This window comes from Echinicola sediminis (genome assembly GCF_054777495.1).
This window is the reverse complement of sequence record NZ_BAAHAP010000106.1, coordinates 1-16,511: the sequence shown is the minus strand read 5'-3', so window position 1 is coordinate 16,511 and position 16,511 is coordinate 1. Positions and strand designations below refer to the sequence as shown.

Below are 16,511 nucleotides of genomic sequence, written 5' to 3'. Positions count from 1 at the left end.
GTGAATAATGGTGTTTGTCGTGTCAATTTGTGGAGGTGGTATTAGGTGTTTTTTGGTGGTTGAGTAGGTGAAGGGATTAAAACTATAGACCGTTTAAATGAAAATAGGGAAGCTCACCAGAGCTTCCATTTTCTATTTTTGGGTTGATTTTTAAGTTTTGCTTGAAGTTTTTTTAGGAACTTCAAATCTTCACTGTCCCTTTCTTTGTTCCTGCCTTTCACGGCAGCTTGTTTCAGTAGGATTAAATCTTCAAGTGATATAACGGGGATTAAGTGACCATCTATGTTCTTTTTCTCTGCCCGTTGATAAGCCAGATTGAAATCCACTACATCCAATTTTTTTAAAATTTCGATCCTTAAGGGAGGTTGGCCTATCCCAACCATTCTATTGACCAAAAACATGTCCTCTGACAGATCTCCCTCTTCTATTCCAAAGGTAATACAAGCAGCTATAGCTTTTTTAGCATTTTCGGGGGTGGCATTAATAAATATATCTAGGTCACCTGTGCTTCTGATATATCCATATGCCCCCATAGCAAATCCTCCAATTAGCAAATATTCAACCCTGTGCATGTTTAAGGCTGAGATAAATTCTGAAAAATTACTGGGAAAACTATCGTTTTTAGATCCTCCCATTTCAGCTTCTATAAAATATCTTTTCTTTTCCATGGGATGATTATGGATGTCTATACCATTCAGAGCGAAGTTAAAAGCTAAATGCTTACAGTACTTAATAAGATTTTCTCCCATTGAAGAGGTAAGGGCACTGTTGACCAAGAGGTCCAGTGTGTATTCATCTTTACCTAAAAATAGATTTTTCTTTCTTCAGTTACCGTGGAATCTAATTTAGAAGACTAGAACGTATTTTCATCATTTAAATGAAAATACGAGTGTTTATAAAAAAGAGGGGAAGATTTTTGAAGAGAAAAACAGAAGTTTAATAAATGGAAGAAATCGAGTTTTAATGTTCGGTTTCTGCTTACATTAAGCGAATTATAAGCATGTGCTGACAAAGTAAAACTAGGAAGCTTAATAAAGTGGCTAGTATCTGTTTACCTGAATAGCCCTACGCTCTTTGCCCACTGGCGCCTAGCACCCCAAACAATTGGAAAGAACAGGAGGCCTAACTTTAGATGGGCCATGTAATGGTAGACCATCACGCACGTTGCTGTGAAAGGTTTGGAGTGAATATATATCCTCTATGGAGCACGTAACCAAATCTTATAAGGTTCTTATTGTTTTCTTTTCTTCAGGTATTGTTTTGTTCTTGATGGTCTTCATGAATGCTGCGCATTTCCACTGATGATAAGAACCATCCCTATAGAATTCGGGACTAGGCCACGGAGCCTCCCGTACAGTAGTCGGGACAGGTTCTTCAAATTGAGAGAATTTGTTTTCGATTACGATCAGATTGTCTCAATTTGATTTTGCGCCATTTGCTGTAGGTTAAAAATGTGTGGATCTCGCTCGTCCACTTCGCGAGCTAACTCATTTTTTTAACGCCTCCATCAACTGTCCCAAAACTGAATGCTTTTTAAACTATTGAAAATAGTTGTAATTGGAAAGGTTGATAAATCGAAATCTTGGTAATTAATAAGTTAATATCTATATCCGCAAAGGCACCATTAGTTATCAATTATAACCTTGCCCCACAACTTGTCCACTATAGCAGAGAAAGCAGAGCAATCCACAGTAAAGATTTTTAAATCCGTGTAAATCTGTCTGACGGCTGTGAGAAATACAATTATTGGTGTAATTCCAGATAATTGTAAGGATTTATTGCAATGTGTAACTTGGAGAGAGGGAATCAGAGAAAGAAATACTTTCCTTCGTAAATTCCAAAAAACACTTTCTAACTATTCGGTCTAATCAATTTTCTAACGTTGACTTCTGTAATGACCATCGCAAATATGATAAGCAATCCTCCAAGAAAGAGTTCATTGGAAAACTTTTCATTTAGTATTGCAACCCCTGCCACCGTAGCGAATACAGGTTCCAACAAATACGTCATGGCCACCTTTTCTTCTCCTAAGTATCGCTGTCCAACATTCTGAACCCCATACATATACGCAGTGGCTGGCAAGGCTGCAAAAAGAACCCCATTCCAAAAGTCATTGGTGCTTGGCAACCAGACCGAATTGCTATCGAACAAAGCAAAAATAAAACATCCCGCAGCACAGAATAGCATCAATAGAATAACGCTTGGCATAGGCTTGGCTTCTTTGGAAAATTTACCTACTTGTAATACATAAAAAGCAAATCCAAAAGCACAGACAATAATCCATAAATCACCGATATTAAAAGCGAGTCCATCTTTTATAACGATAATGTATAATCCCGTCAGTGCCAGAGCGCAGGCAATCCATATTTTAAAGGCTACTTTTTTCTTGTAAACGAGAAACTTTAAAATAGGAATTAGCAGAACATCCAGACCGGTGATAAAAGCCGCATTTGAAACAGTTGTATGTTTCAATCCGATGGTTTGTAAAATTGTCCCAAATAGCAGCGGCGTACCGATAAGTAAGCTGATCCGAAAGGTATTTTTTGTGATATACTTTAACTGATTAAAGAAAATTAAGGCCAGTGAAACGGCTGAAATAAAGAATTTGTATGAAAGGAATACAAAGGGTGAACCATTTCCTACACCTAATTTCACGAAGGTGAAAGAAATACCCCAGAAAGCCGTTCCTAAAATGAGGAGGAATAGATAAAGATGTTTTTTTTGCATATTCAAATAGTTTAATGAATTGGCCATTAAGCTATTAGAGTATGCTTATTACTGCAAAAGAATACTAATTTCCCCGATTTTCTTCTCCAATGTTGGAAAATTAGCCTGTAGATTCTTATCTGACGCAAAGGTAATTTATTTTTTTAATCAAAGCAAACCGGACTAGTATATCGCATTCCATGAATTATTTTTAGCTTCACTCAAACAACATCTTCTTTTATGCCTGTTTTTTGATCCCATAGGACAAATAATGATGGGGGCTAAAGAATCATGGAAAGTACAATCATTTTTATAATGGGCTTTAAGAAAGTTTAAAAATATTTTTTGACCCCGTTTTGAGTGCAAATCGTGTGCAAATAAAAAAGCCACTTACAATTTTCAATCGTAAGTGGCTGATTTTCAGTGGGCCCACCTGGGCTCGAACCAGGGACCCCTTGATTATGAGTCAAGTGCTCTAACCAGCTGAGCTATAGGCCCTCAAAAAGCATTCTTTCTGTCGACAAGGGATGGTTTCCATTGCTTCGAAAGTTTTGGAAAAAGCTTCGTTCATTTTTCCTTGCTTTTGGGACTGCAATGTTACATATTTGATTTCAAAACAACAACATTTACACCTATGAATATAGATAAAAATATCGATTTTTTTGTCTTTGATCTCGGCGGAGTGATCATTGATCTGGATACTTCGTTTACCCTCAATCAATTAGGCCTTCACCTTGATGGGGCCAATAAAAGCTTATCTGAAACTTTTATTACCAATCCCGTTCACCATGCCTATGAGAAGGGGGAAATTGATGATGCCACTTTTCGTTCAGAAATCAGAAAGGTGTTTAAAAAAGAATGGACCGATCAGGAAATCGATGCTATCTGGAACGGTATGCTTGGTAAAATTCCGGTCGAAAAGATAGACCTGTTAAGGGAATTGAGAAAAACACACCCGGTATTCATGTTGTCCAATACCAATGGGATCCATTTCAAAAGGGTAGAGGAGATCCTTTTGAAAGACACAGGAGTCAGCAGTTTTAACCACCTTTTTGACCATGTCTTTTTAAGCCATGAAATGGGCTGTAGGAAGCCGGATACCATTATCTATGAAAAAGTACTTGCACAAGTTGGGATGTCCGCTGAGAAGGGAGTATTTTTTGATGATACGGCCCCCAATCTCCTGGGAGCAGAAAAAGTAGGCCTTAAAACCGTTCACATCAATCATTCCACCGCTTTAATGGATTACTTCTCGAATGTACAGTAAAAAAGAATACCTTAAACACCTCTCCTTATTAATCCTTACTTTTATTTGCACCACGCTGGCCGGTGGGGAATGGTTGTTCAATAGAAGTGTATTGTCCAGCGAAATGCCTTTGACTTGGGAATACTTCCTGAAGTCCATGACCTTTTCCATTCCGTTCATTGGGATTTTGCTGATCCATGAACTGGGGCATTTGTTTACCTCTATCTACCATAAAGTGAAGTCATCCTTGCCCTTTTTTATTCCGTTCTGGCTGGGCTTTATTGGCGCTCCCTCTATAGGCACCATGGGGGCCATCATCAAGATGAAAACCATGGTCAGCAGTCGAAAGAAGTTTTTTGACATCGGTGTTGCCGGCCCTTTGGCGGGCTTTGTCATCGCCCTGGGAGTATTGTATTATGGATTCCAAAATTTGCCTGAGGCGGATTATATCTACCAAATCCATCCAGAATATTTAGATCCGGAATATTCTGCAGAGGAAGCAGGCACAATAAACATAGAGTTAGGTTATAACCTGCTTTTCTATGGAATGGAAAAGCAGCTGGCCGACCCGGCCAAGATGCCCAATATGATGGAAGTCATCCATTTCCCTTATTTGTTTGCCGGTTATCTGGCATTGTTTTTCACGGCATTGAACCTGTTGCCCATAGGACAACTGGACGGCGGGCACGTGGTCTATGGCCTTTTCCCTAAACACCATAAATGGATTTCTTTGGGCTTTTATACCGCTTTCCTGTTTTTCGCCGGACTGGGAATGGTCAACCCCTATCAGGAGGGCAGCTATTTGCTGATCGCCATGCCGCTTTATATTGGCTTTGTGTTTATCTGCTTCAGAAAATCCAATCTTCCCCCGCAGTCCAGATGGGCCATTACGCTGAGTATCGTAGCGGTACAATATATGCTTTCCTTTTATTTTCCCCGTTTGGAGGGCTATGAAGGATGGTTGCTGTTTGCTTTTATTTTGGGTAGGTTGATCGGAATAGAACATCCTCCTTCCCTTGATGAAAGGCCCATCAACACTCCTCGTAAAATACTGGCCTGGTTGGCCATAGTGATTTTTATCCTGTGCTTTACACCGCAGCCCTTTCAGATTTCATAAATAGGAATAGCGGGGTGCGCGAGGCTTTTTCCGATAGGAGGAGCGCTTGGATTTGCTTGAATTAGCTATGCAATTTTGGCAATAATACCGGATAAAATTGAATAATTAAAGTATATTCAACTTGTGCCCCTAACGATAAAACAAAATGACCATGCGGACAGCTTGCAAAAATAGTCACCCTTTTAATACCTGCCTCCCGCTTTTTTTGATCTTTTGGGCAGCCGGTATGTTATTGCTCGGTTGTGGACCGGCATCCGAATCCCCATCTGTGGTTTTTCCCAAAGCGGTTTCCATAGAAAATGACCGCTTTGTCGATGATCAAGGCCGCGAAATACTGCTGAACGGGATCAATGTGGTAAGCAAGTCAAAGGCGGACAACTACCTCTTCCAATCTGGCCCAGAATTTTATGCTGGGTTAAAACAGTGGGGATTTAACAGCATCCGCTTTATTCTCATTTGGGATGGCCTGGAACCTGAACCGGATCAATACGATGAAGATTATCTCAAAGAAGTGGACAAAAGAATTCAATGGGCTGCTGAAAATGGGGTTTTTGTGGTGCTGGATATGCATCAGGATCTTTTCAGTGCAAAGTACGCTGACGGGGCGCCGGAATGGGCCACCTTGGAAGGAGGATTGCCCCATGTGACAGGGGATGTATGGAGTGATGCTTATCTTATCAGTCCAGCAGTGCAGCAGGCATTTGACAGCTTTTGGAACAACTCTCCCGCCAAAGATGGTAAGGGCTTACAAGAGCATTATGCCGAGCTTTGGGAGCTTCTAGCCAAAAGGTACAAAGATACTCCAAATGTGATCGGCTATGATATCATGAACGAGCCTTTTCCCGGATCAATGGCGCAGGCGGCCATGCCCGCCATCCTTCAGGCTTTTGGGGAATGGTTTTATAAAAAAAACGGAACGGTCCTTTCGGAAGAGCAGCTGCTTGAGATTTGGGGCAATGCGGAAAGCCGAACCGGGGCATTGCAGGACCTCAACAGTAAAGAGGACTTCTCAGCGGTGATCGATGCATTGTACCCTATTGCCGCAAAGTTTGAAAAAGAAAAACTCCAGCCCTTTTATCAAAAAGTGGCCAACACCATTCGTGAAATAGACCAGGAGAAGATATTGTTTTTGGAACATACCTATTTTGGTAATATGGGGGTCAAAAGCAGTATAGAGCGGACCGTCCTCCCAAATGGCCAGCCTGATTCCCTGGTGGCTTATGCTCCCCATGGTTATGATCTGGTCGTGGATACTGACCAAGCAGAAGAGGCTTCTACGCTGCGAATTGATTTTATCATGGAAAGGATCAAAAACACAGGAAAAAGGCTTCAAATGCCTGTCTGGTTGGGTGAATGGGGTGCTTATTATGGGGGAGGTGATGAAATTGTTCCGGTGGCCAAACATACCATGGGCCAGATAGAACAGCATTTGTTTTCCAATGCCTATTGGTCCTATGATCCCGGGGCAGAAAACCTTTCTTACTTTCAAAAAGTAATCATGCGCCCTTATCCCGTCTGTGTAAGCGGCCGCCTATTATCTTATAAAAACGACGCAGACAACAAGCGCTTTGAAGTAAGTTGGGAGGTGGATACAAGCGAGGACACAGGTTCATTGTTTTACTTTCCTGATATCCATAGGATACCTAAAGACTATTTGGAGAAAATAAACGGAAATATCATCGAGATACCTGAATCCACGGCGGGCTATTTACACCTGGAAGTTGCTGAAGATGAAAAGGTAGCTCATTTTAGCATACCGCTCAATGAATAGGGGGGAGTTCTCGTCCTGGCTTTCCCGGTTAGGGAATAATAAGGTTTTCAAGAAAGAAAAAAAGAGTAGGATAATTCCTACTCTTCTTCTTCAAGTTGTCTGTAAGCAAGGATGCCTCCAAGGACATTTCTTACTTTTGAAAATCCTTTGGTTTCCAAGAATTGCTTTGCATTGCCACTTCTTGCTCCTGATCGGCAATGAACGATTAATTCCTGGTCTTTGTATTGATCTATTTCATCCAATGAATGTGGCAGCTGCGCTAAAGGAATGTTAAACGCTCCCAAGTTGTCTTCCTCATATTCCCACTCTTCGCGTACGTCAATAAAGGCAAACTGCTCTTTCTTTTCCAATCGCTCTTTTAGTTCTTCTACCGTAATGTCTTCCATAGTTATTCTGCTAATATTCTTATTAAATGTGAGGTATTACCTCGCCAAACTTTCATCAAGTATACCCCTTTTTTACTTCTCGTAAAAGTAATGATTTTACCTTTTTCAGCCGGTACGATATTTATATTTATTTCCCTTCCGAAAAGGTCATACATTTTTACAAGATCTGTTTCGCCTTCCAAGTAAACCCTATTTTCGGTGCTTGGGTTCGGGTAAACTTTAATTAAGTTGGATGCTCCGGGATTTACTGGATCCGGTCCACTGGTTTGGAGATGGGGCCTGATCATAAGGGACCCGATCACCTCGGTATTGGGCTGCCATTCACCAGAGGTATTGTAAAAAACTTCTTCGGAGGTATCGTTGGATTTGTCCAGGCCTATATGGATAAACTCATTGGTAAACTGGGTAAATCCAATATAAAAAATAGGGCCTACCTGAATGGCGGTATCCAAGGGAAAATAGTTAAACTCTTCCAAGCTGGATTTTTCCTGGATAACCACTTCTTTGTTAAAGATAGGCGCTTGATCAAGGGAAGACCAAACCATCAGATCAACTGCTGTTCCCCGCTGGCTGGCATTGGTGAAATTGATGCTGATTCCATTAATATAGGCAGTTGAGGCTGTCTCGTATTTTACAGCCAACATTCCGGAACGTTGGTTGATTCCGGCGGCATAATCCACTGTCCCCCGGTCATAGGCAAAGTAATCCCTTAAAGGGATAAGGGTGCGCACCGTGTCATTAACCCGAAAATCAACCGCTTGATGATAGGTAGTGTCGGTATCGGTTATTTGATCGATCAGGAAATTATCACCGGAAGAGAGGTAAATGATGCTTTCAAAATCTGTGGTGTCTTCAATTTCCCCATTAGTCCACTCATCCGGTAAATTGCTGCTAAAGTTCCTTCGCTCTTTGGCCAAAGGAACCGGGTTAAAAGGACTGTTGGAATTCAAACTGGCCAATAGCTGTTGGTCGGCTTTGTTTCTCAATTCAACGGTAAATTCCATCGCCCTAAAGCGATCATTGAGGTTATTGAATTGATTGCTTATAGCAGTTAAGAAGGTGTCAGGTTGGGCATTGAAGGCATAAAGTGGGACAGCGCTGTACTTCCCGAAAAAATTGCTGTTTAGCCGTGTCAGGGCACGGTCCGGATAATTGAGGTCGGTAAGGCTCCTCCCGGAATGGAGGTAAACATAATCTATCAACCAGCTGTCAAAGGGGCCGGCCAGTCTTCCTGAATTCTGGAATTTAAACTGAAAATGATCATGAAGATAGCTTCCGCTTACAGGAAGGATTTCCTGTTGGAACGGATTGCTGGATATTCCCCCAAATTGGTTCCAAACCTGGTTCCAGTTGCCCAAGCTGTCCAAAAACAGCAATTCCAGTTGGTCGCCCTCATCGGGAAGTTCCGCATTTCCCCCTGCCTGCCAAAAGAAGCTAAGGTAAATACTGCCTTGTTCCTCTGAAGGAACTTCGGTTAAATCAATCATTTGAGAGGTGACCTGGTCCCCAAGTCCCTGCTGCCTGATGTCAGTACTGTAGGGTTGCCCATTGGATCGGGTTCCGTCTAGTAATAAGGCACCAATAGTAGGGGAATTGACACCTACACCATAAGTAATATGGGCGCCTTCATTGGTCCATTTGGCAGCATCCAATTGGGCATTGGAAAAGTCATCCCAAAAGGGAAGCGTCAGCGTATCGGCCAAAAGGCGGGCAGATGAAAGGGCCGTATTGTTAACGTTGGCACTGTTCCTGTCCACCGAAAGCTGTTGCAATTGGGCAAAGGCATCATTCCCACAGATACACAGTGTCAGCCACCCAAAAAAATATGCGGCTATTTTAACTTTAATGCTCATTAAAAGTTCTGATCAACGCCCAATTCAGAAATCCATAAATCGATAACTTCCCCGGTTTTTGCCTCAATACCAGATGGGGGTCTTTGACGGACGATAGTGCCTTTGGGTACGGTGTCGGTACTGACATAAGAAACCCGTCCCATCCTTAATCCGGATCCTATCACTAGAAATTCCGCTTCAGTTTCATCCATTCCGATCAGGTTAGGGATGGCCAGTGACTGCTTGCCCAGTCCATCTCCGACCACCAAATCGATTTCAGATCCTTTGGGAATTTCAAAGCCTTCCTTAATTGCCCTACCATGGAACCTTTGCTCCAACACGGTATTCATGGCTATGTCAGGCTGATAGATGATTTCGCCTCTTACCAAACCGTGATTGGACAATACTTCCTGTGCGTTTTTTAATGGACTGTTGACCAAATTAGGCATCTTTATCAAAGGGGCATTTTGGGCATTGAGGGTAATGTATATTTTGCGTCCCTGTTTTACTTTGGCTCCCGGTTTGGGGTTTTGCTTCAGCACAGTCAAAGGCTGGGCTTCGGATACAAAGCCACTGTCCAAGGTAACTTCATAGCGCAAATCACGGTCGTCAAGGTAGCCCTCAACTTCGCTGTAATGGAAGTTTTCCAAATCCGGAACAGTAACCGTTTCTCCATGATTGGTGTATCCTGGCAGGAAAATCTGGAAAAAAATAAACAAGATGACAAACAATGCTCCCAGTATCAATGCGACATGGGTGATGATCTTTTTGGAACCCGCTTTAATTCTATTCATTGATGATAGTGATAATTATATCCTACGTAAAGGTAATTTATAAAATGGCTTCGGTAAATGATTTTACATTTAAATCATTGGCATAACCATAATAAGTGTGCCAATTTTACACGGAGTGGATAATAATTCCAGTTCATCCTTCCTGATCCCAATCAAAAATACCGAAGTAGTGATAAACACTTTTCTTGAGTACTATCAAGGAATAATGAGTCGCTTGGTCATGGAAATGGTGTCACTTTGGATCTTGATGATAAACACCCCTTTGGAAAATAGTGACGTACTGAAACTGTACGTTTGGTTAAGCGTCATGGGGTGAAGCACATCATAGACCACTTGGCCCGAAGCGCTGATTATCTGAATCTGTACATCTTCAAATTGATCCAAATTGAAGGCAAGATTGAAAATATCCGTTGCTGGATTGGGGTAGAGGAGGGCACTGCCCAAACCTGGATAGACAGGGTCAGGGTTATTAGCTAAGAAAAACTCTATATTTTCCAGGTAAACAGGATTGGTATTACTTGAACCGTTTTCTACAACAAATGCGATCCTTACTTTTTCAAAGCCCTCTCCCGTAAAAGCAGACAAATCGATAAATTCTTTTTTGAATTCCTCAGGGGCATTGGGGTTGATGGGACTTTCCCCTGGAATGGTGTTCAGCTCATTTCCTACGTACACCTCCAATTCTTGATCGAAATGTACTCCTCCGTCTGTACTTAACAATACCGTGAGACGGGTGTCGCTGTCAACACCGCTGGCTGCCCTGTCAAAGAAAATACTGGCCCTTGAAGTGCCGCTGAGATCCATGACCGGAGAACCAATCCAATAACTGTTGTTTTCGCTTTGGTCACGTACATTGGCCAAGTTGTCTCCAGCCTCTCCCGTTTGCTTGCTGATCAGTTCCCATGAATCTGTCCCGCTCTCAGGGTTGATACTTACCCAAGGATTAATGGATACAACGTCGTCAAAATATTGCCTCCATGGTACCGAAATTTCCTCGTCATTCTGTACAAAGAACCTCTGGAGCTTACTTTCACCATCGTTGTTTTGGTCGAAATTCGGAGAGTGGACACTATAGCTAATTTCATTCAGCCCGAATGAAAGCGTGTTGGGAAGCGCTACCAATATGCTTTGGTCAGGAGCCAAATCAATGTCTTCCACTATAAGAGTAGGGCGTGAGGAGCCATTGACCTCGCGGTCTACCAGAAAATGGTTGATGGGCAGCGTACCGGTATTGCTTACTTCCAGCACCTCATTCTCTTGACTGCCATCCGTGATCGGTGAAGGACTTGCCACACGTTCAAGCTTCAATGAATAAACGGACTCTTCAGTGGAATTGATCTTAATGTTTTTGATGAAAAGATTGTTGCCAAATCCATTGATGGCAATAAAGGCGATTCTCACATTGCCCAGCCCAGCATAGTCGGCCAGGTTGACCACTTCTGTCCTGAATTCGGATTCAAAAGTGGGGATAAATTCGTTGGTTGTGGATTCTACCGTACTTAGGGTCTGGCCGGATTTGTCATAAGGGGCATTGAGGATATCAAAGCTATTGCCGCAATCGGTCGAAACACCCACCAACAAGCGATCATCCAAGCCTGTTTCAGGGTAGGGGGCATGAGCCATTTCAAATACCAGCTGGGCATTGGGATGATTGGAAAGGTCTATCTGCGGTGAAATAAAGTAGTCTACACTGCCGTCAGATTCATAATTATAGAAATTGACACCTAGGAGGGTCTGTTGTGTCCCGTCAATGGAGATTTGGCGTTGCCTCCAGGTGATCCCCCCATCATCGTTTTGTACCCTCCAGACCGTATTGAAATCGCCTGCCTGGTAGGTATAGGGGATGTCAAGGTTGGCCTGCAATGCAGGAGAAGAGGTCAACACATTATTATCCTCATTTTGATCACTTGTGCCGTTTACAGCAATCACCCTGACTTCAAAACTGTTGTTGGAAGACGGCAAATTAATTGGATTAAAGCTAATGGTAGCTGATGCTCCTTGGGACAGGTTAACATTAACTGTCTTTTGTTCCAGGAGTTGGCCGTTGAGCAGGATAGCTACTTCTGCGGAGTTAATGGAATTGGAACCCGCATTGAAAACCAAAACTTCGGGAGTAATGGAAGTGGAGCAGATATAATCCTGAGGAGACATGATTTGCTGAAGTGCCAAATCATTATCGACAAGTAATGGGGATTGAGTAGCCCTGCCATTTACCAGGGATGCCCTACGTGGGCTATTGGCCAAGACCACATCCATACGCTCCAACTGACCCAAGGTGAAAAGGTTCATGCATTGGTCAGTGGTATAATCCATATAGTTTTCAATCATATCCCTGGAACCACAGGTAATCCGTGGGGTACTTCGGCAATTGGAATTTGAAGAACTCTGGTTTGGGGTATCTTCCACAAAGTCATCCACATCGCAGTCCCCATCTCCCCAAATATGGCGCAGCCCAAGGAAGTGGCCGATTTCATGCGTGGTGGTTCGGCCCATAGAGGCATTGGAGGCATTGCCTCCTTCTCCGAAATATTGGTAATCTACGGTTACTCCGTCTGTTTGGGCTGTAGGGGCAGGAAAGTTCAGACCATCCAGGTTCGCAACAGGAAAGGAGGAAAAACCAATGGTCGTGCTTTCAAGTGGTACTACCCATATATTAAGGTAATCTTCAGAATCCCAGTAAGCTATATCACTGATAAGGCTGGCGTCTGTTCTGGAATATTGGCTCTTTTTGCCTTGCACTCTGTTGATACCTGAGGTAGGGAGCCCATTGGGATCTTGCTTGGCCAGGACAAATTCGATAAAAGTATCGGCAGCAACGGGCTGAAATTCTTCGGGGGTGTTTACCGCATCAGGATTGGTACGTCTGAAGTCCTCGTTGAGTGTACGGATTTGCGCTTCTATTTGTGATAAAGGAATGTTGGCCCCCTGCCCAATGGCCTCACCATTGTGGATCACATGCACCACCACCGGGATGGTCCTTACTTCCAGATCCTGTGTTCTTAAAAACTGGGATTTTCTTCGTTCTTCGATGGCTTCGCCAATCCAGGATTCGAAGTATTCTTTGGTGCCAAACAGCCCCAGCTTTTCGATTTGTTTGTTTTCTATAAAAGTCGCCTCACATTGCTGAACGTCTTGCTGAGGGTCGGCGGAATTTAAAAAGTGGGCCTTTACGCTTTGGGCGGAAGCATAGGTTATGGAGAAAAATAACAAAAAGGATAAAACCAACCTTATCCTTAAAATTAGTAATACCCTTTTCATTATTTAACTCCTTAATAGGTGAAATTGATCATTTATTCGGAAAGTGAAATGTTGATAGCTTCTACACTGCTGATTTCTGGAATGGCTTTTTTAACCGCCTCTTCAACACCTGCCTTCAATGTCATGGTGGACATGGGGCAAGAACTACAAGTACCTGTAAGTTCCAGTTGTAAAACCATCTCTTCAGTCAGTCCCACTATCTTCACGTTACCTCCGTCTGCCTCCAAATAGGGCCTTATAGTATCTAGCGCAATCTCTATTTTTCCAATTAATTCAGTATCCATTTTATTTAGGCATTAACCTGTACAATCTTCGTTTTGTTTTTTTCTGCATTTCTGATGGCAACCTGTCTGGCCAACGTTTCTGCGAGGTTGGTGAAGGCTTTTTCAGTTACTCCTTCTTTGAGCACTGCCGGATAGCCACTGTCACCGCTTTCCCTTATGCTTTGCACTATCGGGATCTCTCCCAAGAAGGGAACTTCAAACTTCTTGGCCAATCTTTGGCCTCCCTCTTTCCCGAACAAATAATATTTATTGTCGGGTAATTCTTCCGGTGTAAAATAGGCCATATTTTCCACAACACCTAAAACGGGTACGTTTATTTGAGGCTGCTTGAACATGGAAAGTCCCTTCGTGGCATCCGCTAAGGCCACCTTTTGAGGTGTGGTAATGATAACGGCACCCGTTACAGGTACTGTTTGGACCATCGTCAAATGAATGTCGGAGGTTCCTGGAGGCAAATCAATGAGAAGATAATCCAGTTCACCCCATTCCACGTCAGCGATAAACTGTTTCAGGGCTGAGCTGGCCATAGGGCCTCTCCAGACCACTGCACTGTCCGCAGGGGTAAGAAAACCTATGGACATCAGTTTGACACCGTACTGTTCGATCGGAATAATGATGTTTTTACCATTTTCCTGTTTGACCGCAGGCTGTTCTCCTTCCACATTAAACATGGTGGGAATGGATGGGCCTGAAATATCAGCATCCACCAAGCCTACTTTTGCACCGCTGGCAGCCAAGGCCACAGCAAGGTTGGAAGAGCAGGTAGATTTTCCAACACCGCCTTTACCGGAGGCAATGGCAATAATGTTCTTCACTTTAGGCAGCAAGGGAGCATTGTCTCTGACCGTAGTGACATTGGAAGTCATGGTGATGTCAAGTTCCAGCTCTGGGCCGAACTCCTTCTCCAGGGCTTCCACACATTGGCTTTTAATCAGTTCCTTTAGCGGACAAGCAGGAGTGGTTAAGACTACTTTAAAGCTTAACTTATTGCCTTCGGCCACTACATTCTGGATCATCCCCAATGTGACCAGATCTTTTTTAAGATCAGGGTCTTCTACCGTTGAGAGTGCTTTTAGTACCTTTTCTTTGCTAATAATCATTCCTAGGCTAAATTTTGCGCAATTTAGTGCTTAATAATCCTTTTTGAAACTGTTCGGAGGATTATTCTCCCACTGAATACATACGCATTATTTTATGGTAAAGATCAAACCGGGTGATACTCACGCTAGTTTCTCATGTATAACTGTCCCCATCCTGGAATAGTTTCGGAGAAAGCGGGATATCGGTCACGGTTAGTTGGGGAATACTTTTTATCTTTGGAGTCATTCTCAACACAGCATGTCATTAAGTAAAATCACAACGGATAAAGTCAAGGACAGGGTAGATATCGAAGAGGTGATCAACGATTATGTGCCCTTAAAAAAGAAGGGACAGAATTTATGGGCCTGCTGTCCATTTCACCATGAAAAATCCCCTTCCTTTTCAGTTTCACCTGCCAAGCAGATTTATAAATGCTTCGGTTGCAGTGCTTCGGGAGATGCCATCCAGTTTGTCATGGACATTGAAGGGATCGGGTTTAATGAAGCCATCCGTCAGCTGGCCCAGAAATATGGGATTGAAGTGGAAGAAGAAAAAGCGGCCACACCGGAAGAGGTGCAGGCGTATAATGAACGGGAGAGCCTGTACATTGTACAAAGTTTTGCCCGTGATCTTTTCTCCAAGAACCTGCTTGAATCAGAGGAAGGTAAGTCCATAGGGCTGAGTTATTTTAAAGAACGGGGATTCAACCAGTCCACCATTCAAAAGTTTGACCTGGGCTATGCGATGGATAGTTGGGACCACCTGCACAAGTCTGCCAGCAAGGCCGGTCACTCCGAAGATATATTGCTCAAAGGTGGGTTGATATTGCAAAAGGAGGGAGATCCTAGCAGAAAGTATGACCGCTTCCGGGGAAGGGTGGTATTTACGATCCATAATTTGGCGGGAAAGCCTATTGCCTTTGGGGCCAGGATACTGACCAACGATAAGAAGCAACCCAAATACATCAATTCACCTGAGACCGCAATATACCATAAAAGTGATGTGCTTTATGGTATCTATCAGGCAAAGCAAGCCATTAGGAGCGAGGACAACTGCTACCTGGTAGAAGGGTATACCGATGTGATCTCCATGCACCTTTCGGGCATTGAAAATGTGGTGGCTTCTTCCGGTACTTCGTTGACCGAAAACCAGATCAAATTGATCAAACGGTTTACCGATAACGTGACCGTGCTTTATGATGGGGATGCCGCCGGTATCAAGGCTTCCCTAAGGGGGATTGACATGCTCTTGGAAGGTGGGCTTAACGTCAAAGCGGTCGTATTTCCTGACGGGGATGATCCGGATAGTTACAGCAGGAAAGTGGGCTCAGAAGCCTTTCAGAAGTATCTGGGTGAAAATGCCAGGGATTTTATAGAATTTAAGATAGCCCTCTATGAAGAAGAGGCGGCCAATGACCCGATCAAAAGAGCCGATACGGTAAGACAGGTGGTGCAGAGTGTGGCCAAGATACCGGATCCCATCACGCGGGCCGTGTATGTCAAGGAATCCGCCAGACTGCTCCAGATGGAAGAGGAAATTGTACTTTCCGAGCTCAACAAGATCTTGCTAAAAGGCCAAAAGGAGGCTTATTTCAAAGGGAAAGGACAGATGGAGCCTCCGCCGGGACCACCACCGCCCTTTCCGCCAATGGAGGAAAGTCCTTTTGAGACTTTTTTGCCCGAGGAAAAGCCCAAGGTTTCTACCAGGGACATTGTAGCCAATCAGGAACGGGAAATGCTCCGTTTATTGGTTACTTATGGATTTGAGAAGGTCTCAGAAGATTTGCACGTTTGTGAATATTTAATTCAGGAGACCAGCGAGTTGGAGTTTACCACTCCTATCTACCGAAATATCTTCATAGAGTACAAAAGGGCCCTGAAAAAGGGAGTCCTGCCCGATGCGGATTACTTTATCAAATCAGACAATGCCGAGATCAAATCGGAAGTGATCAACATGATTTCCCAAAGGCATGAAATGTCCAACAATTGGCAATCCAAGCATATGATCTATACCAGCAGGGAGTACGATGACCTTTCG

The 16,511-nt window shown here is 43.3% G+C and carries 12 protein-coding genes and 1 tRNA gene; 4 read left to right on the top strand and 9 right to left on the bottom strand.

Annotation, left to right across the window (positions count from 1 at the left end):
- Positions 1-113 precede the first annotated feature (113 nt).
- The 3 genes from ACYVAA_RS19440 to ACYVAA_RS19430 all read right to left on the bottom strand — a co-directional run bounded on the left by ACYVAA_RS19440 (position 114) and on the right by ACYVAA_RS19430 (position 3,204).
- Entirely contained in the window at positions 114-668 is a 555-nt protein-coding gene (locus tag ACYVAA_RS19440; RefSeq protein ID WP_460544966.1) for a nucleotidyl transferase AbiEii/AbiGii toxin family protein, read from the bottom strand.
- 1,183 nt (positions 669-1,851) lie between these two features.
- The gene (locus ACYVAA_RS19435) at positions 1,852-2,727 is read right to left on the bottom strand and encodes a DMT family transporter (RefSeq protein ID WP_460544964.1); all 876 of its coding nucleotides are present in this window, start codon (positions 2,725-2,727) and stop codon (positions 1,852-1,854) included.
- Between the two features lie 403 nt (positions 2,728-3,130).
- Positions 3,131-3,204 (bottom strand) — tRNA-Ile (locus tag ACYVAA_RS19430).
- 136 nt (positions 3,205-3,340) lie between these two features.
- Here ACYVAA_RS19430 and ACYVAA_RS19425 point away from each other — a divergent pair.
- From ACYVAA_RS19425 to ACYVAA_RS19415, 3 genes are all read left to right on the top strand, one after another.
- Positions 3,341-3,973, top strand: a complete 633-nt coding sequence (locus ACYVAA_RS19425) for an HAD family hydrolase (protein WP_460544962.1) — start codon at positions 3,341-3,343, stop codon at positions 3,971-3,973.
- Positions 3,963-5,069 (top strand): site-2 protease family protein, encoded by a 1,107-nt coding sequence (locus ACYVAA_RS19420; protein ID WP_460544960.1) that lies wholly within the window; start codon positions 3,963-3,965, stop codon positions 5,067-5,069. The genes ACYVAA_RS19425 and ACYVAA_RS19420 overlap by 11 nt, the downstream gene beginning before the upstream one ends.
- Before the next feature lie 151 nt (positions 5,070-5,220).
- On the top strand, positions 5,221-6,840 hold the full coding sequence (locus tag ACYVAA_RS19415) for a glycoside hydrolase family 5 protein (RefSeq protein WP_460544958.1): 1,620 nt from the start codon (positions 5,221-5,223) through the stop codon (positions 6,838-6,840).
- Between the two features lie 77 nt (positions 6,841-6,917).
- On the opposite strand, the gene ACYVAA_RS19410 is transcribed toward ACYVAA_RS19415, so the two are convergent.
- The 6 genes from ACYVAA_RS19410 to ACYVAA_RS19385 form a co-directional block, all read right to left on the bottom strand.
- A complete protein-coding gene (locus ACYVAA_RS19410) occupies positions 6,918-7,226 on the bottom strand; it encodes a rhodanese-like domain-containing protein (RefSeq protein ID WP_460544956.1) in 309 nt (102 codons plus the stop codon).
- A 2-nt stretch (positions 7,227-7,228) separates the two neighbouring features.
- Positions 7,229-9,079 carry a T9SS type A sorting domain-containing protein gene (locus ACYVAA_RS19405; RefSeq protein ID WP_460544954.1) on the bottom strand — a complete coding sequence of 617 codons (1,851 nt, stop codon included), beginning with the start codon at positions 9,077-9,079 and terminating at the stop codon, positions 7,229-7,231.
- Complete coding sequence (locus ACYVAA_RS19400) at positions 9,079-9,852, bottom strand: PASTA domain-containing protein (RefSeq protein WP_460544952.1); 774 nt, start codon at positions 9,850-9,852, stop codon at positions 9,079-9,081. The genes ACYVAA_RS19405 and ACYVAA_RS19400 overlap by 1 nt, the downstream gene beginning before the upstream one ends.
- Before the next feature lie 195 nt (positions 9,853-10,047).
- Positions 10,048-13,110 carry a choice-of-anchor J domain-containing protein gene (locus tag ACYVAA_RS19395; protein ID WP_460544950.1) on the bottom strand — a complete coding sequence of 1,021 codons (3,063 nt, stop codon included), beginning with the start codon at positions 13,108-13,110 and terminating at the stop codon, positions 10,048-10,050.
- A gap of 32 nt (positions 13,111-13,142) precedes the next feature.
- On the bottom strand, positions 13,143-13,394 hold the full coding sequence (locus tag ACYVAA_RS19390; protein ID WP_460544947.1) for a NifU family protein: 252 nt from the start codon (positions 13,392-13,394) through the stop codon (positions 13,143-13,145).
- A gap of 5 nt (positions 13,395-13,399) precedes the next feature.
- Positions 13,400-14,494 carry an Mrp/NBP35 family ATP-binding protein gene (locus tag ACYVAA_RS19385; RefSeq protein ID WP_460544945.1) on the bottom strand — a complete coding sequence of 365 codons (1,095 nt, stop codon included), beginning with the start codon at positions 14,492-14,494 and terminating at the stop codon, positions 13,400-13,402.
- 238 nt (positions 14,495-14,732) lie between these two features.
- Between ACYVAA_RS19385 and dnaG the strand changes: the two genes are divergently transcribed.
- Positions 14,733-16,511, top strand: a 1,779-nt coding sequence (dnaG, locus tag ACYVAA_RS19380; protein WP_460544943.1) for a DNA primase, incomplete at its 3' end; no start/stop codon positions are given.

Bases quoted from the DNA above. Each gene is read 5' to 3' on its own strand.
- ACYVAA_RS19400 (WP_460544952.1), bottom strand. From the start codon at position 9,852: ATGAATAGAATTAAAGCGGGTTCCAAAAAGATCATCACCCATGTCGCA.
- ACYVAA_RS19390 (WP_460544947.1), bottom strand. From the start codon at position 13,394: ATGGATACTGAATTAATTGGAAAAATAGAGATTGCGCTAGATACTATA.
- ACYVAA_RS19405 (WP_460544954.1), bottom strand. From the start codon at position 9,079: ATGAGCATTAAAGTTAAAATAGCCGCATATTTTTTTGGGTGGCTGACA.
- ACYVAA_RS19385 (WP_460544945.1), bottom strand. From the start codon at position 14,494: ATGATTATTAGCAAAGAAAAGGTACTAAAAGCACTCTCAACGGTAGAA.
- ACYVAA_RS19425 (WP_460544962.1), top strand. From the start codon at position 3,341: ATGAATATAGATAAAAATATCGATTTTTTTGTCTTTGATCTCGGCGGA.
- ACYVAA_RS19435 (WP_460544964.1), bottom strand. From the start codon at position 2,727: ATGCAAAAAAAACATCTTTATCTATTCCTCCTCATTTTAGGAACGGCT.
- ACYVAA_RS19395 (WP_460544950.1), bottom strand. From the start codon at position 13,110: ATGAAAAGGGTATTACTAATTTTAAGGATAAGGTTGGTTTTATCCTTT.
- ACYVAA_RS19410 (WP_460544956.1), bottom strand. From the start codon at position 7,226: ATGGAAGACATTACGGTAGAAGAACTAAAAGAGCGATTGGAAAAGAAA.
- ACYVAA_RS19415 (WP_460544958.1), top strand. From the start codon at position 5,221: ATGCGGACAGCTTGCAAAAATAGTCACCCTTTTAATACCTGCCTCCCG.
- ACYVAA_RS19440 (WP_460544966.1), bottom strand. From the start codon at position 668: ATGGAAAAGAAAAGATATTTTATAGAAGCTGAAATGGGAGGATCTAAA.
- ACYVAA_RS19420 (WP_460544960.1), top strand. From the start codon at position 3,963: ATGTACAGTAAAAAAGAATACCTTAAACACCTCTCCTTATTAATCCTT.